The 14,598-nt window shown below is 64.4% G+C and carries 15 protein-coding genes; 13 read left to right on the top strand and 2 right to left on the bottom strand.

Features of this window, described 5'->3' with window-relative positions:
- The first annotated feature begins 106 nt into the window (after positions 1-106).
- The 10 genes from ASC75_RS15105 (at position 107) to ASC75_RS15060 (ending at position 9,018) form a co-directional block, all read left to right on the top strand.
- A complete protein-coding gene (locus ASC75_RS15105; RefSeq protein WP_055976970.1) occupies positions 107-436 on the top strand; it encodes a septum formation initiator family protein in 330 nt (109 codons plus the stop codon).
- A gap of 175 nt (positions 437-611) precedes the next feature.
- On the top strand, positions 612-1,655 hold the full coding sequence (gene pdhA, locus ASC75_RS15100) for a pyruvate dehydrogenase (acetyl-transferring) E1 component subunit alpha (RefSeq protein WP_055976967.1): 1,044 nt from the start codon (positions 612-614) through the stop codon (positions 1,653-1,655).
- Between the two features lie 14 nt (positions 1,656-1,669).
- Complete coding sequence (locus tag ASC75_RS15095) at positions 1,670-3,058, top strand: pyruvate dehydrogenase complex E1 component subunit beta (protein ID WP_055976965.1); 1,389 nt, start codon at positions 1,670-1,672, stop codon at positions 3,056-3,058.
- An 18-nt stretch (positions 3,059-3,076) separates the two neighbouring features.
- On the top strand, positions 3,077-4,444 hold the full coding sequence (locus tag ASC75_RS15090; RefSeq protein ID WP_055976961.1) for a pyruvate dehydrogenase complex dihydrolipoamide acetyltransferase: 1,368 nt from the start codon (positions 3,077-3,079) through the stop codon (positions 4,442-4,444).
- A gap of 75 nt (positions 4,445-4,519) precedes the next feature.
- Entirely contained in the window at positions 4,520-5,158 is a 639-nt protein-coding gene (locus tag ASC75_RS15085) for an SGNH/GDSL hydrolase family protein (protein WP_055976952.1), read from the top strand.
- 1 nt (position 5,159) lies between these two features.
- Entirely contained in the window at positions 5,160-5,741 is a 582-nt protein-coding gene (locus ASC75_RS15080; RefSeq protein ID WP_055976949.1) for a GNAT family N-acetyltransferase, read from the top strand.
- Positions 5,742-5,756: 15 nt separating this feature from the next.
- A complete protein-coding gene (gene lpdA / locus ASC75_RS15075; protein WP_055976946.1) occupies positions 5,757-7,202 on the top strand; it encodes a dihydrolipoyl dehydrogenase in 1,446 nt (481 codons plus the stop codon).
- 82 nt (positions 7,203-7,284) lie between these two features.
- Positions 7,285-7,569 carry a GlsB/YeaQ/YmgE family stress response membrane protein gene (locus tag ASC75_RS15070; protein ID WP_055976944.1) on the top strand — a complete coding sequence of 95 codons (285 nt, stop codon included), beginning with the start codon at positions 7,285-7,287 and terminating at the stop codon, positions 7,567-7,569.
- Positions 7,570-7,578: 9 nt separating this feature from the next.
- Positions 7,579-8,541, top strand: coding sequence for a lipoyl synthase (lipA, locus tag ASC75_RS15065; RefSeq protein ID WP_055976941.1), 963 nt, complete (start codon positions 7,579-7,581; stop codon positions 8,539-8,541).
- A gap of 15 nt (positions 8,542-8,556) precedes the next feature.
- Positions 8,557-9,018: a type II toxin-antitoxin system RatA family toxin gene (locus ASC75_RS15060; RefSeq protein ID WP_055976938.1), complete on the top strand. Its 462-nt coding sequence runs from the start codon at positions 8,557-8,559 to the stop codon at positions 9,016-9,018.
- Here the strand turns inward: ASC75_RS15060 and ASC75_RS15055 are convergent.
- Entirely contained in the window at positions 8,994-9,500 is a 507-nt protein-coding gene (locus ASC75_RS15055) for a CinA family protein (protein ID WP_055976935.1), read from the bottom strand. The genes ASC75_RS15060 and ASC75_RS15055 overlap by 25 nt on opposite strands.
- Entirely contained in the window at positions 9,497-10,720 is a 1,224-nt protein-coding gene (locus tag ASC75_RS15050; RefSeq protein WP_055976932.1) for a bifunctional 2-C-methyl-D-erythritol 4-phosphate cytidylyltransferase/2-C-methyl-D-erythritol 2,4-cyclodiphosphate synthase, read from the bottom strand. Before ASC75_RS15050 ends, ASC75_RS15055 begins: the two co-directional genes overlap by 4 nt.
- Before the next feature lie 140 nt (positions 10,721-10,860).
- On the opposite strand from ASC75_RS15050, the gene dusB reads away from it, so the two are divergent.
- Genes dusB through ntrC form a run of 3 tightly spaced genes read left to right on the top strand, consistent with a single transcriptional unit; the run spans position 10,861 to position 14,482 of the window.
- Positions 10,861-11,889, top strand: a complete 1,029-nt coding sequence (dusB, locus tag ASC75_RS15045; RefSeq protein ID WP_055976928.1) for a tRNA dihydrouridine synthase DusB — start codon at positions 10,861-10,863, stop codon at positions 11,887-11,889.
- Entirely contained in the window at positions 11,886-13,028 is a 1,143-nt protein-coding gene (locus ASC75_RS15040) for a nitrogen regulation protein NR(II) (RefSeq protein ID WP_055976924.1), read from the top strand. Before dusB ends, ASC75_RS15040 begins: the two co-directional genes overlap by 4 nt.
- Positions 13,025-14,482 carry a nitrogen regulation protein NR(I) gene (gene ntrC / locus ASC75_RS15035; RefSeq protein ID WP_055976921.1) on the top strand — a complete coding sequence of 486 codons (1,458 nt, stop codon included), beginning with the start codon at positions 13,025-13,027 and terminating at the stop codon, positions 14,480-14,482. The genes ASC75_RS15040 and ntrC overlap by 4 nt, the downstream gene beginning before the upstream one ends.
- The last annotated feature ends 116 nt before the right edge of the window (positions 14,483-14,598 follow it).

Here is a 14,598-nt window from a genome sequence, read left to right as displayed (position 1 = left end):
GCGGGATGTTTCCCGCCTTTTTTGTTTTTGGCGACGGCCCGGCAGGCCGACCGTAACCGTCCATTAAGCACAATCGGGCGACAAGAACCTGAGAGAGGTTCGGACCATGTGGACACGCCAGCACAAGCAGACGAAATCCGGGCGCCTGATCGTCCCGGCGCTGGCGGTGATGTTCCTGTCCTACTTTGGCTTCCACGCGTATCACGGCGAATTCGGCATCTATTCCAAGTACCGGCTCGAGGCCCAGGCCGTCGAACTGCAGGCCCGGCTCGACAGCGTTCGGGCGCAGCGCATGGATGTCGAGCGCCGCGTGCAGATGCTGCATGACGGCTCGCTGGAGAAGGACATGCTTGACGAGCAGGCGCGCAACGCGCTCAATATGTCCCATGCAGACGAGCTGACCATCATGCGCCCATCCGCGCAGGCGATTAACTGAGTCTCGGTTAATCAAGAAGAAATTCAACGTTTTTAGGCGCTTAACCGCATGCCTGCTATGCATTTTTCCGCATGGCGCCGCGTCACTCTCCATGCTAGCGTTTTGGTCATGGAGAGGAGAGACAAATGCATGATCTCCTCAATGTCCGCAAAGAGACGCCACTAGGGAGTGATGCATGGCCACCGCCGCCAAAAAAGCGCCTGCCAAAGCCAAATCCGATTCAAAATCCCCAACAGCACCGGTAACACCCAAGCCGGTTGAGTTTACCAAGGAACAGGATCTCAACGCCTATCGCGAGATGCTGCTCATCCGCCGCTTCGAGGAAAAGGCCGGCCAGCTCTACGGCATGGGCTTCATCGGCGGCTTCTGCCACCTCTATATCGGCCAGGAAGCGGTCGTCACCGGCCTGCAGATGTCGCTGATCGAAGGCGACCAGATGATCACTGCCTATCGCGATCACGGCCACATGCTGGCGATGGGGCTTTCGGCGCGCGGCGTCATGGCCGAGTTGACCGGACGCCGGGGCGGCTTGTCGAAAGGCAAGGGCGGCTCCATGCACATGTTCTCCAAGGAAAAGCATTTCTACGGCGGCCACGGCATCGTTGGCGCCCAGGTGTCGCTCGGCACGGGTCTGGCTTTCGCCAATCGCTACCGCGAGAACCCCAATGTCAGCGTCACCTATTTCGGCGACGGCGCGGCCAACCAGGGCCAGGTCTACGAGAGCTTCAACATGGCCGCGCTGTGGAAGCTGCCGGTGATCTACGTCATCGAAAACAACCGCTACGCCATGGGCACCGCCGTAACGCGTGCTTCGGCCGAGACCGATTTCTCGCAGCGCGGCGTTTCCTTCAAGATTCCGGGCATCAAGGTCGACGGCATGGACGTGCGCGCGGTCAAGGCCGCCGGCGATCTCGCCACTGAATGGTGCCGTTCGGGCAACGGCCCGATCATCCTCGAGATGGAGACCTACCGTTATCGCGGTCACTCGATGTCCGATCCGGCAAAGTACCGGTCGAAGGACGAAGTGCAGAAGATGCGCTCCGAGCACGACCCGATCGAGCAGGTCAAGGCGCGCCTGATCGCCAAGAAGTGGGCGAGCGAGGACGACCTCAAGGCCGTCGACAAGGATGTTCGCGACATTGTGGCTGACGCCGCAGACTTTGCTCAGACCGATCCCGAGCCGGATGCTTCCGAGCTCTGGACCGACATCTTGATCTAAGGGAGGGCGCGAACATGCCGATCGAAATTCTCATGCCTGCGCTCTCGCCGACGATGGAAGAGGGCAATCTGTCCAAGTGGCTGAAGAACGAAGGCGACAAGGTCGTCGCCGGCGACGTCATCGCCGAAATCGAAACCGACAAGGCGACCATGGAAGTCGAGGCCGTCGATGAGGGCACGCTCGCCCGGATCGTGGTTCCCGCCGGCACCGAGGGCGTCAAGGTCAATGCGCTGATCGCCGTGCTTGCCGCCGATGGCGAAGACATGACTAGGGCAGCCGAGGGTGCGGGTGAAGAAGCGCCGGCCAAGGCTGCTGCCCCAGCCGCCGCGCCGGCTCCCGCCAAGAGCGAGGCTGCCGCACCTGTCGCCGCAGCGCCCAGGACCGAAGTCGCTGCCGATCCGGACATTCCGGCCGGCACCGAGATGGTGTCGATGACTGTGCGCGAAGCATTGCGCGACGCCATGGCCGAGGAAATGCGCCGTGACGCCGACGTCTTCGTCATGGGTGAGGAAGTTGCCGAGTACCAGGGCGCCTACAAGATCACGCAAGGCCTGCTGCAGGAGTTCGGTCCGCGCCGCGTCGTCGACACGCCGATCACCGAGCATGGGTTCGCCGGCGTCGGCGTCGGTGCGGCGATGGCCGGCCTCAAGCCGATCGTCGAATTCATGACCTTTAACTTCGCCATGCAGGCGATCGACCAGATCGTCAACTCGGCCGCTAAGACGCTCTACATGTCGGGCGGCCAGATGGGCGCGCCGATCGTCTTCCGTGGACCGAGCGGCGCTGCTGCCCGCGTCGCTGCCCAGCACTCGCAGTGCTATGCGGCGTGGTACAGCCACATTCCGGGCCTCAAGGTGGTGATGCCGTACTCGGCAGCCGACGCCAAGGGCCTGCTCAAGGCGGCCATCCGCGACCCCAACCCGGTCATCTTCCTCGAGAACGAAATCCTCTACGGCCACCATTTCGATGTGCCGAAGATGGATGATTTCGTGCTGCCGATCGGTAAGGCGCGCATCCACAAGCCGGGCAAGGACGTCACCATCGTCTCGTTCGGCATCGGCATGACCTATGCGATCAAGGCCGAGGCCGAGCTCGCCGCCATGGGTATCGACGCCGAGATCATCGATCTCAGGACCATCCGTCCGCTCGACTTCGACACCATTATCGCGTCGGTCAAGAAGACCAATCGCCTGGTCGTGGTCGAGGAAGGCTTCCCGCAGTCATCGGTCGGCGACTTCGTTGCCAACCAGGTGTCGCAGCGCGCCTTCGACCATCTCGATGCGCCCGTCATCACCATCGCCGGCAAGGACGTGCCGATGCCCTACGCCGCCAATCTCGAAAAGCTGGCTCTGCCCAACGTGGCCGAGGTGGTCGAGGCGGTCAAAGCAGTCACGTATCGCTGACACGGGCGGGAGGTCATCATGCCGATCAATATCACCATGCCTGCCCTTTCGCCGACAATGGAAGAGGGCAATCTGGCCAAGTGGCTGGTCAAGGAAGGCGACAAGGTTGCGCCCGGCGACGTGATCGCCGAGATCGAAACCGACAAGGCGACGATGGAAGTCGAAGCCGTAGATGAAGGCACTGTCGCCAAGCTCGTCGTCCCGGCCGGCACCGAAGGCGTCAAGGTCAACGCGCTGATCGCGATCCTCGCCGCCGAAGGCGAGGATGCGTCGGCCGCTGCCAAGGGCGGCAACGGCGCGCCTGCCGCCGCCCCCAAGGCTGACGCGCCGAAGGCAGACGCTCCGAAGGCGGAGGCTGCCGCCGCACCCGCTCCGGTCGCCGCCGCTCCGGCTGCAAAGCCGGCTGCGACCAACGGGGCCGCAACCTCCAGCGAGGGCCGCTCTTTCGCGTCGCCGCTCGCCCGTCGCATCGCCAAGGATTCCGGCATCGACCTTGCGGCCGTCACCGGCACCGGCCCGCATGGCCGTGTCGTCAAGGCCGATGTCGAGGCTGCGATCTCGGGTGGCGGCGCCAAGGCTGCCCCTGCGGCCAAGGCTCCTGCCGGTGCTGCGGCTGCAGCGCCCGCCGCCAAGGGCATGTCGGACGACCAGGTTCTCAAGCTGTTCGAAGAGGGCAGCTACGAGCTCATCCCGCACGACAACATGCGCAAGACGATCGCGCGTCGTCTGGTCGAGGCCAAGAGCACCATCCCGCATTTCTATCTCACGCTCGACTGCGACATCGATGCGCTGCTGGCGCTCCGCGCCCAGCTCAACGCCGCTGCCCCGACCGTGAAGACCGAAAAGGGCGAGGTTCCGGCCTACAAGCTGTCGGTCAACGACATGATCATCAAGGGAATGGCGCTGGCCCTCAAGGCCGTGCCGGATGCCAATGTGTCGTGGACCGACCAGGCCATGGTCAAGCACAAGCACGCCGACGTCGGCGTCGCCGTGTCGATCCCGGGCGGCCTGATCACCCCGATCATCCGCCAGGCCGACATCAAGACGCTGTCCGTCATTTCCAATGAAATGAAGGACCTTGCCGGCAGGGCCCGCAACCGCAAGCTCAAGCCCGAGGAATACCAGGGCGGCACGAGCGCGGTCTCCAACCTCGGCATGTTCGGCATCAAGGACTTCTCCGCCGTCATCAACCCGCCGCACGCCACCATCTTGGCGGTCGGCGCGGGCGAGCAGCGGGCCGTCGTCAAGAATGGCGAGATCAAGATCGCCAATGTGATGTCGGTGACGCTGTCGACCGACCACCGCGCCGTCGATGGCGCGCTCGGAGCCGAACTGCTCGCTGCCTTCAAGCGCCTCATCGAAAACCCGATGGGCATGCTGGTGTAAGGCTTTCGCCCTCCTCGTCCGCGAGGAGGGCATCCGCCTCCAACGGCCGAAGGGGCAGGGAAAGAGGACCCTTTCATGAAGTCAGTTCTTTGCTACGGCGACTCGCTGACCTGGGGCTATGACGCCGCCGGTCCCGGCCGGCACGCCTTCGAAGACCGCTGGCCGAGTGTTCTGCAGCGGGAACTGGGCGAGGGCGTCAGCGTCGTCGCCGAGGGCCTCAACGGCCGCACCACCGCCTTCGACGATCATCTTGCCGCTGCCGACCGCAACGGGGCGCGCATGCTGCCGACGATCCTTGGCAGCCATACGCCGCTCGGCGTCGTCGTCATCATGCTTGGCTCCAACGACATGAAGCCGTGGATCCACGGCAATCCGCTTGCCGCCAGGCAGGGCATGGCGCGTCTGGTGTCGATCGTCAGGTCCTACGACCATGGCATGGACTATCCCGCACCTGAAATTCTCCTGGTTTCGCCGCCTGCCGTCAGCCGCACCGAAAATGCCGAGTACAAGGACACGTTCGCCGGCGGCGACAAGGCCTCGCACAAGCTTGCGCCGCTCTATGCGGCTCTCGCCGACGAGGTCGGTTGTGGCTTCTTCGATGCCGGCTCGGTTGCCGTCACCACGCCGCTCGACGGCGTGCATCTCGACGCCGAAAACACCCGCGCCATCGGCAAGGCGCTCGCGCCCGTCGTGCGCGTGATGCTGGAGCTCTGATTTGGGCGGCGCCGTCACCATACGCCGCGCCGAAAGGCGCGACGCAGCGGAGCTGGCGATCCTGGTCGACCTGTCGTCGCATGGGTTGGCGTCCTGGCTCTGGTATGGCGCCGTGCTCGACGGCACGACGCAGACCGCGCTCGAACATGGCCGCAACCAGATGCGCCACGACGACGAACGCGCCGGCTGGAAGGATGCCAGCCTGGCCGAAGTGGACAGCGAAATTGCTGGTATCGTGATCGGCCATCTGGTCGACCCTTCGTTCGCCGACGAAGTGGCGCCTCATCCGGTGTTCGAGCCGATCCTCGCCCTGCAGAAACAGGTCGTCGGAAACTGGTTCATCGACAGCGTCGGCGTCTACCGCCACCACCGCGGCCGCGGCATTGGCCGCCATCTTGTCGCCCACGAACTTTCGCGCGCCGCCGGCCGTGCGGTCAGCCTGATCACCGAAAGCGACAACGAGGTGGCGCTCGGGCTCTATGGGTCCCATGGGTTCGAGGAAATCGCGCGCCAGCCTTCCGTATCGACCGACACCTACAGCAAGAAACACGACTGGGTGCTGCTCACGCGCAGCGCGACCTGAACAAGAGGCACACTCATGGCTGACAATTACGACGTCATCATCATTGGCTCCGGTCCCGGCGGCTATATCGCGGCGATCCGCGCTGCCCAGCTCGGCCTCAAGACCGCTGTCGTCGAGCGCGAGCACCTTGCCGGCATCTGTTCCAACTGGGGCTGCATCCCGACCAAGGCGCTGCTGCGTTCGGCCGAGGTCATGCATCTGGCCGAGCACGCCAAGAACTACGGCCTGAAGCTCGAAGGCTCGATCTCGCCCGATCTCAAGGCCATCGTCGACCGTTCGCGCGGCATTGCCCAGCGCATGAATGGCGGCGTCGGCTTCCTGATGAAGAAGAACAAGGTCGACGTCATCTGGGGCGAGGCCAAACTTACGAAGCCCGGCCAGATCGTCGTCTCCAAGTCGTCGAAGAAGCCGATGGAGCCGCAGGCGCCGCTGCCCAAGAACACGCTGGGCGAGGGCACCTACTCAGCCAAGCACATCATCGTCGCCACCGGCGCCCGTCCGCGCGCGCTGCCCGGCATCGAGCCGGATGGCAAGCTGATCTGGACCTATTTCGAGGCGATGGTGCCGCCGGAGATGCCGAAGTCGCTGCTGGTCATGGGCTCTGGCGCCATCGGTATCGAGTTCGCCTCGTTCTACCGCACCATGGGCGTCGACGTCACTGTCGTCGAGGTGATGCCCGCCGTCATGCCGGTCGAGGACGCCGAAATCTCCGCCTTCGCCAAGAAGCAGTTTGATAAGCAGGGCATGAAGATCCATCTCGAAGCCAAAGTGACCAAGGTCGAGAAGGGCGCCAACTCGATCACCGCCCATGTCGAGATGAAGGACGGCAAGGTCGAGAAGATCACCGCCGACCGCATGATCTCGGCCGTCGGCGTCCAGGGCAACATCGAAAACATCGGCCTCGAAGCGCTGGGCGTGAAGACCGACCGCGGCTGCATCGTCATCGACGGCTATGGCAAGACCAACGTGCCGGGCATCTACGCCATCGGCGACGTCGCCGGCCCGCCCATGCTGGCGCACAAGGCCGAGCACGAAGCCGTTATCTGCGTCGAAAAGATCGCCGGCCTGCCCGACGTGCATCCTATGGACAAGCTCAAGATCCCTGGCTGCACCTACTGCAACCCGCAGGTCGCCTCCGTCGGCCTGACCGAAGCCAGGGCCAAGGCCGAGGGCAAGGACATCCGCGTCGGCCGCTTCCCCTTCGTCGCCAACGGCAAGGCGATCGCGCTGGGCGAGGACCAGGGCATGGTCAAGACCATCTTCGACAAGAAGACCGGCCAACTGCTCGGCGCGCATCTCGTCGGCGCTGAAGTCACCGAGCTGATCCAGGGTTTTGTCGTCGCGATGAACCTTGAAACCACAGAAGAAGAGCTCATGCACACCATATTCCCGCATCCGACGATCTCGGAAACGATGAAGGAAAGTGTGCTCGACGCCTATGGGCGCGCGCTCAACGCATGACGCCCGTGCATCGGCGCGCCTTTCGCAGCGCGCCGATTGCCACTATATGCGCTGAAGGCCAACGGTTGGCGGGAGAGGAGCGATGGAGCAGAGCTACGGAATTCTCGGCATGCCCGGTGTCGGATTTTTCGGCATGCTGCTCATCGGTTTTCTTGCCGGCTACGTCGCCGAGCGGACGATGAACCGCGACCACGGCTTTCTGACGAACATTCTCGTCGGCATCGCCGGCTCCTTTGTCGGCGGCACTCTGGCGGGGTTGCTCGGCATCAATTATTACGGGTTCATGGGCAATCTCATCGTCGCCATCGCCGGCGCCCTGATCTTGCTCTGGATTTTCGGCCGTTCGCAATCGGCGCGGCCACGATAGGAAGAACTGATGGTCACCGTTCTCGATCTCAAAGACCGTCCGCGCGCGCGGCACCCCGAAAAGGCCCACCGGCCCGACCAGGAGGTCCTGCGCAAGCCGGACTGGATCCGCGTCAAGGCGCCGGTTTCGCGCGGCTACCAGGAAACGCGCGAGATCGTGAAGTCGCACAAGCTGGTGACCGTCTGCGAAGAAGCCGGCTGCCCCAACATCGGCGAGTGCTGGGAAAAGAAGCACGCCACCTTCATGATCCTGGGCGAGATCTGCACCCGCGCCTGCGCCTTCTGCAATGTCGCGACGGGCATCCCGACCGCCGTCGACGCCAACGAGCCCGAAAGCGTCGCCAAGGCTGTTGCCCAGATGGGCCTGACCCACGTCGTCATCACCTCGGTCGACCGTGACGATCTGGCCGACGGCGGCGCGCAGCATTTCGCCGACGTGATCCATGCCATCCGCAGGCTGACGCCGCAGACGACCATCGAGATCCTGACGCCGGACTTCCTGCGCAAGGAAGGCGCATTGGAGATCGTCGTCGCCGCCAAGCCGGATGTCTTCAACCACAATCTCGAGACGGTGCCGTCGAATTACCTGACGGTGCGTCCCGGTGCCCGTTACTTCCACTCGATCCGCCTGCTGCAGCGGGTCAAGGAGATCGATCCGTCAATCTTCACCAAGTCCGGCATCATGGTCGGCCTCGGCGAGGAGCGCCACGAGGTGCTGCAGCTGATGGACGACCTGCGCACCGCCAATGTCGACTTCATGACCATCGGCCAGTACCTGCAGCCGACGAAGAAGCATCATCCGGTCAAGAAGTTCGTGACGCCGGACGAATTCGAATCCTACGCCACCGTCGGCAAGTCGAAAGGCTTCCTGCTTGTCGCGTCCAGCCCGCTGACGCGCTCGTCGCACCATGCCGGCGACGATTTCGCCAAGCTGCGTGCTGCCCGCGAAGCGCGTCTCGCCAAGTCGGCCTGACGCGCCCGGGCCAACATGCCGAAGTTCGAAACCACGCGCCGGGTCAGCCACTCGCCGGAAGAAATGTACGCGCTCGTGGCCGACGTGGAAAAATATCCGGAATTCCTGCCGCTGTGCGAAGCGCTGAACGTGCGCTCGCGCCGCGAGCGCGACGGCCGTGAAATCCTCGTCGCCGACATGACCGTCGGCTACAAGGCCATCCGCGAGACCTTCACCACCCAGGTGCTGTTGACGCCCGAGGCCAACACCATCGACGTCAAGTATCTCGATGGCCCGTTCCGCTACCTCACCAACGAGTGGAAATTCGTGGCGGCGGCAGGCGGCGGCTCGGACGTCGAGTTCTTCATCGACTACGAATTCAAGAGCCGCATTTTGGGCGCGCTGATGGGCACGATGTTCGACCGCGCCTTCCGCATGTTCGCCGAAGCCTTCGAAAAGCGCGCCGACGTGATCTACGGACCGGCGAATCCGGTCTGATCCACGGCGCGCAGGCCCAATCCCAGCGCCGTCCTGACCGTCTCGCGACGGATGAAGTCACGGCCCTTGTCTTCGAACAGGCGGAATTCTGCTTCGGCCGGTGCGCCCGTCCTGGCAACGCCGAACCAGACCAGCCCGACCGGCTTTTCGGCCGAACCGCCGCCGGGGCCGGCAACTCCGGTCACCGCCAGCGCCAGGCCTCCACGCGAATGGGCAAGGGCGCCAGCCGCCATTTCGAGTGCTGTTTCGCGCGAGACCGCGCCATGCGCCCTGAGCGTCGCTTCGGAGACGCCGAGCATCTCCATCTTGGCGTCGTTGGAATAGGTGATGAAGCCGCGGTCGACGACCGCCGAGGAACCGGCGATGTCGGTCAGCGCCGCGATGATCATGCCGCCGGTGCAGCTTTCGGCGGTGGCGATCATCGTGCCATGCGCCTCGCAGGCTTCCAGCATGGCCGAGGCGAGGGCGCCGATGTCGCTCATTCCGGCAGTTCCCCGGGATAGACCACGCTTGCGGTCGCGATCGCAGCGATGCCTTCTTCACGGCCGACGAAACCGAGCTTCTCGTTGGTGGTGGCCTTGATCGAGACCCGCTCCGGCGCGATGCGCAGCATGTCGGCCAGTTCCGCCGTCATCGCCTCCCTGTGCGGACCGACGCGCGGCGCCTCGCAGATCAGGGTGATGTCGGCATTGGCGATACGCCCGCCGCGGGCGCGCACGATCTTTGCGGCGTGCTCGACGAACTGGCGCGACGCGGCGCCCTTCCACTGCGGGTCCGAGGGCGGGAAGTGGGTGCCGATGTCGCCGGCGCCGCAGGTGGCCAGCAGCGCGTCGGTCAGCGCGTGCAGGCCGACATCGGCGTCGGAATGGCCGTTCAGCTTTTTGCTATGCGGAATCTTGATGCCGCACAGCCAGACATGGTCGCCGGCTTCGAAGGAATGCACGTCGTAGCCGTTGCCGGTGCGCACGTCGGGAAAGTTCGGTGTCTGGCCGGAAAGGCGCTGGTCGGCCATGGCGATGTCCTTTGCCCAGGTAAGTTTGATGTTGTCGGGCGAGCCAAGCACCAGCCGCACGGGGATGCCGGCCCATTCGGCGATCGCCGAATCGTCGGTGAAGTCGCTGCGCCCGGCCTCGTACGCACGCTGGTGGGCGGCCAGGATCGGCTCGAACGGGAAACCCTGCGGCGTCTGTGCCGAATGCAGGCCCGCGCGCGGCACGGTTTCCGCCACGGTGCGGTCGGATGCCTCCTTCTTCAGCGTGTCGGAGACCGGCAGCGATGGCAGCGAGCCGTGCCCGGCGTCGATGCCCTCGATCGTGCGGTCGATCACCTCGGCGCCGATGAAGGGCCGGACGCCGTCATGGATGAGCACTGCGCCTGGCTTGGCATCTTGCAATGCGAGAAGGGCAAGGCGCGTCGAATCCTGGCGCGTGGCGCCGCCGACAACGGTGGTGACGCGCGCGGCGAATTCGCCGGCGGCGGCCGTGAACAATCCGGCGTCGTCGGCATGGATGGCGACGGCCACCGCGCCGATGCGCGGATGGTCGAGAAACGCTTTCAGCGTGTGCCAGATGACGGCCTTGCCGCCGATGCTGCGATACTGCTTGGGGCCGTCGGCCTGGCCGGCTCGTTCGCCGCGCCCGGCCGCCACGATGACGACCGCGACCTTCGAACTCAAATGGCGGGAGGAGACTTCTGCATTCATGTGCAGAGGCTTAGCCGCGAGGTCTGCGGAAGGCCAGTAGAATCCAGAAAGCGCCGCATTCGGCTGTCATTTCGCAGTTGCACAATGAACCGATCATGGCTACTCATTGTGCAAAGGCGAATGGTGCTTTGTTTTTGTGCATGGATAAGCTTTCAAAACTCGGCGAGCCGCTTTGCATCGGTGGCGTCACGATCCGCAATCGGGTGTTTCTCGCCCCGATGTCGGGCGTCACCGACGAGGCTTTTCGCACGCGCGCCCATGCCCATGGTGCCGGTCTCGTGGTGTCCGAGATGGTCGCCAGCGGCGAACTTGCCAAGGGCCGCGGTTCCAGCGGTTTCCGCATCCGCCATTCGGGCTTGCCCGTGCACATGGTCCAGCTTGCCGGCCGCGAGGCCGCGCATATGGCTGAGGCCGCCCGTATCGCCGTTGGCGAGGGTGCCGATGTAATCGATATCAACATGGGCTGCCCGGCCAAGAAGGTGACCGGCGGCTATGCCGGCTCGGCGCTGATGCGAGACCTCGACTTTGCCCTGACGCTGATCGATGCGGTGGTCGAAACCGTCGACGTGCCGGTGACGCTGAAGATGCGGCTTGGCTGGGACGACGACGTGCTCAACGCGCCGGAACTGGCGCGCCGCGCCGAACAGGCCGGTGTTTCGATGGTCACCGTTCACGGCCGCACGCGCTGCCAGTTCTACAAAGGCAAGGCCGACTGGCGGGCGATCGCCCGCGTCAAGGAGGCGGTGAGCATCCCGGTGGTCGCCAATGGCGACGTCGAAACGCCGGAGGACGCCGCCGGGATTCTGGAGCAATCCGGTGCCGATGCCGTCATGGCCGGGCGCTCGCATTATGGCGCGCCGTGGACTGCGGGCATGATTGCCGCCGCAGCGGGCGGTACGAAGGCCGCGGGCGTGCCGCAAAGCCCGGTAGAAATGGCCGACTATGCCGTCGCCCACTACGAGGACATGCTGGCGCTCTACGGTACCGAGAGCGGACTGCGCCAGGCGCGCAAGCATCTCGGCTGGTATCTCGACCGCCACGCATCCGGCGTGCCTGACGATTTGCGCCGTGGCGTCCTCACCTCATTCGATCCTGCCCAGGTGGTCACGTCGCTGCGCGAAGCGCTGGTCTCGTTTGGCGAGATTTTTCCCGAAAGGAACGCGGCATGAAGTTCAACCCGGTTCCGGCAGCAGATCCGGCGGATGCCGCGCAGATCGTTCTCGACACGATCCGGCGTCCGGTCATCATGATTGGCCCCGACAACTTCATCACCTTCGCCAATGCCGACGCCGAGGACTTCTTCCGCTCCAGCGCCACCGTGCTGGCGCGTAGCGATCTTTCGCGCTTTGTGCCTTTCGGCAGCCCGATCCTGACGCTGGTCGAGCAGGTGCGCGAACGCCTGACGCCGGTCAACGAATACCGCGTCGACGTTTCGTCGCCGCGGCTTGGCGTCGAGAAGATGGTCGACCTCTACGTTGCCCCGGTGTCGGAACTTCCGGGCTCAGTCGTCGTGATGTTCCAGGAACGCTCGATGGCCGACAAGATCGACCGCCAGATGACCCATCGCGGTGCCGCGCGTTCGGTTACCGGGCTCGCCGCGATGCTGGCTCACGAGATCAAGAACCCGCTCTCCGGAATCAGGGGGGCGGCCCAGTTGCTGGAACTGTCGGCGTCCGACGAGGACCGTGCGCTGACGCGGCTGATCACCGACGAAACCGACCGCATCGTCAAGCTCGTCGACCGCATGGAGGTGTTCTCGGACGAGCGCCCCATCGACCGCTATCCGGTCAACATCCATGTCGTTCTCGACCATGTGAAGGCGATCGCCAAGAACGGTTTTGCCAATGGTATCAAGGTCCTGGAGGATTATGATCCATCATTGCCTCCGGTCTATGCCAACCGCGACCAGCTGGTCCAGATCTTCCTCAACCTGGTCAAGAACGCCGCCGAGGCTATCGGTCACCAGCCGGGCGGCGAGATCACGCTGTCGACCGCCTTCCGGCCCGGCATCCGCATGTCGATCCCCGGCACCCAGGACCGGGTCTCGCTGCCGCTCGAATTCTGCGTCCACGACAATGGTCCAGGCGTGTCCGAGGACATCCTGCCGATCCTGTTCGACCCGTTCATAACCACCAAGCCCAACGGCTCCGGGCTTGGCCTGGCACTGGTCGCCAAGATCGTCGGCGACCATGGCGGAGTGATCGAGTGCGATTCGACGCCGCGGGGCACCACCTTTCGCATCCTGATGCCTGCCTGGAAGGAACTGCCCGGGCATTCGACCGACGTCAGCGAAGGAGACCATCGATGAGCGTGCGCGGAAACATTCTGGTCGCCGACGACGATGCGGCCATCCGCACCGTGCTCAACCAGGCGCTGTCGCGCATGGGGCATGAGGTTCGCGTCACCTCCAATGCCGCGACGCTGTGGCGATGGGTGGCAGCCGGCGAGGGCGATCTCGTCATCACCGACGTCGTCATGCCCGACGAGAACGCTTTCGACATGCTGCCGCGCATCAAGAAGGCGCGGCCCGAGCTGCCTGTCATCGTCATGAGCGCCCAGAATACCTTCATGACGGCGATCCGCGCCTCCGAGACCGGCGCCTATGAATACCTGCCCAAGCCGTTCGACCTGACCGAACTGCTCAGCATCGTCAATCGCGCGCTTGCCGAACCGCGCCGGCCGAAGATCGACCAGCGCCATGACGAGCAACCCGACGCGATGCCGCTGGTCGGCCGCTCCGCCGCGATGCAGGACATCTACCGCATGCTGGCGCGCATGATGCAGACCGACCTGACGGTGATGATCTCGGGCGAATCGGGCACCGGCAAGGAGTTGGTGGCGCGTGCGCTCCATGAATATGGCCGGCGCCGCAACGGGCCGTTCGTCGCCATCAACATGGCCGCGATTCCCCGCGACCTGATCGAATCCGAGCTGTTCGGGCACGAGAAGGGCGCCTTCACCGGCGCGCAGAACCGCTCGACCGGCCGCTTCGAGCAGGCCGAGGGCGGCACTCTGTTCCTGGACGAGATCGGCGACATGCCGATGGAGGCGCAGACACGGCTGCTGCGCGTGCTCCAGCAGGGCGAGTACACCACCGTCGGCGGGCGCACGCCGATCAAGACCGACGTGCGCATCGTCGCCGCCACCAACAAGGATCTCCGGGCGCTGATCAACCAGGGCCTGTTCCGCGAGGACCTGTTCTACCGTCTCAATGTGGTGCCGCTGCGGCTGCCGGCGCTGCGCGAAAGATCCGAGGATATTCCAGACCTTGTGCGGCACTTCTTCAAGCAAGGCGTGAGCGAGGGGCTGCAAGCCAAGCGTATCTCCGCCGGCGGTGTCGAGCTGATGAAGCGCTACCCCTGGCCGGGCAATGTGCGCGAGCTGGAAAACCTGGTGCGCCGGCTGGCCGCGCTCTATCCGCAGGACGAGATCTCGGCCGAGATCATCGAATCGGAACTGAAGACCGGCGAGCAGGAGGCGGTCCCGGGCGGCAATCTGATCCCCGACGACCTGTCGGTCGGGCAGGCGGTCGAGCATTTCCTGCAGCGCTATTTCGCCATGTTCGCCGACGACCTGCCGCCGCCCGGCCTTTACCAGCGCATTCTGGCGGAGGTCGAATATCCGCTGGTCCTGGCGTCGATGACGGCAACGCGCGGAAACCAGATCAAGGCCGCCGAATTGCTGGGCCTGAACCGCAACACGCTGCGCAAGAAGATCCGCGAACTCGGCGTCAACGTCTACAAGTCGGCGCGGCCTGGCTGAGCAGGGGAAGTCGAAACGCTTATCTGTCGAAAGCCTGCCGAAACATTTTCGCTCGCGGCGAAAATGTTGCATAATCGCCACAATGCGTTGCATAGATGCGACGCATTGAAAGGCTT

It is taken from the genome of Aminobacter sp. DSM 101952 (assembly GCF_001424795.1).
Lineage (GTDB): Bacteria > Pseudomonadota > Alphaproteobacteria > Rhizobiales > Rhizobiaceae > Aminobacter > Aminobacter aganoensis.
Note: the sequence above shows the minus strand (reverse complement) of the source record. Positions and strands in the feature narration are given on the sequence as shown.

Coding starts and splice junctions, on each gene's coding strand:
- ASC75_RS15105 (WP_055976970.1), top strand. CDS start 107: ATGTGGACACGCCAGCACAAGCAGACGAAATCCGGGCGCCTGATCGTC.
- pdhA (WP_055976967.1), top strand. CDS start 612: ATGGCCACCGCCGCCAAAAAAGCGCCTGCCAAAGCCAAATCCGATTCA.
- ASC75_RS15095 (WP_055976965.1), top strand. CDS start 1,670: ATGCCGATCGAAATTCTCATGCCTGCGCTCTCGCCGACGATGGAAGAG.
- ASC75_RS15090 (WP_055976961.1), top strand. CDS start 3,077: ATGCCGATCAATATCACCATGCCTGCCCTTTCGCCGACAATGGAAGAG.
- ASC75_RS15085 (WP_055976952.1), top strand. CDS start 4,520: ATGAAGTCAGTTCTTTGCTACGGCGACTCGCTGACCTGGGGCTATGAC.
- lpdA (WP_055976946.1), top strand. CDS start 5,757: ATGGCTGACAATTACGACGTCATCATCATTGGCTCCGGTCCCGGCGGC.
- ASC75_RS15070 (WP_055976944.1), top strand. CDS start 7,285: ATGGAGCAGAGCTACGGAATTCTCGGCATGCCCGGTGTCGGATTTTTC.
- lipA (WP_055976941.1), top strand. CDS start 7,579: ATGGTCACCGTTCTCGATCTCAAAGACCGTCCGCGCGCGCGGCACCCC.
- ASC75_RS15060 (WP_055976938.1), top strand. CDS start 8,557: ATGCCGAAGTTCGAAACCACGCGCCGGGTCAGCCACTCGCCGGAAGAA.
- ASC75_RS15055 (WP_055976935.1), bottom strand. CDS start 9,500: ATGAGCGACATCGGCGCCCTCGCCTCGGCCATGCTGGAAGCCTGCGAG.
- ASC75_RS15050 (WP_055976932.1), bottom strand. CDS start 10,720: ATGAATGCAGAAGTCTCCTCCCGCCATTTGAGTTCGAAGGTCGCGGTC.
- dusB (WP_055976928.1), top strand. CDS start 10,861: ATGGATAAGCTTTCAAAACTCGGCGAGCCGCTTTGCATCGGTGGCGTC.
- ASC75_RS15040 (WP_055976924.1), top strand. CDS start 11,886: ATGAAGTTCAACCCGGTTCCGGCAGCAGATCCGGCGGATGCCGCGCAG.
- ntrC (WP_055976921.1), top strand. CDS start 13,025: ATGAGCGTGCGCGGAAACATTCTGGTCGCCGACGACGATGCGGCCATC.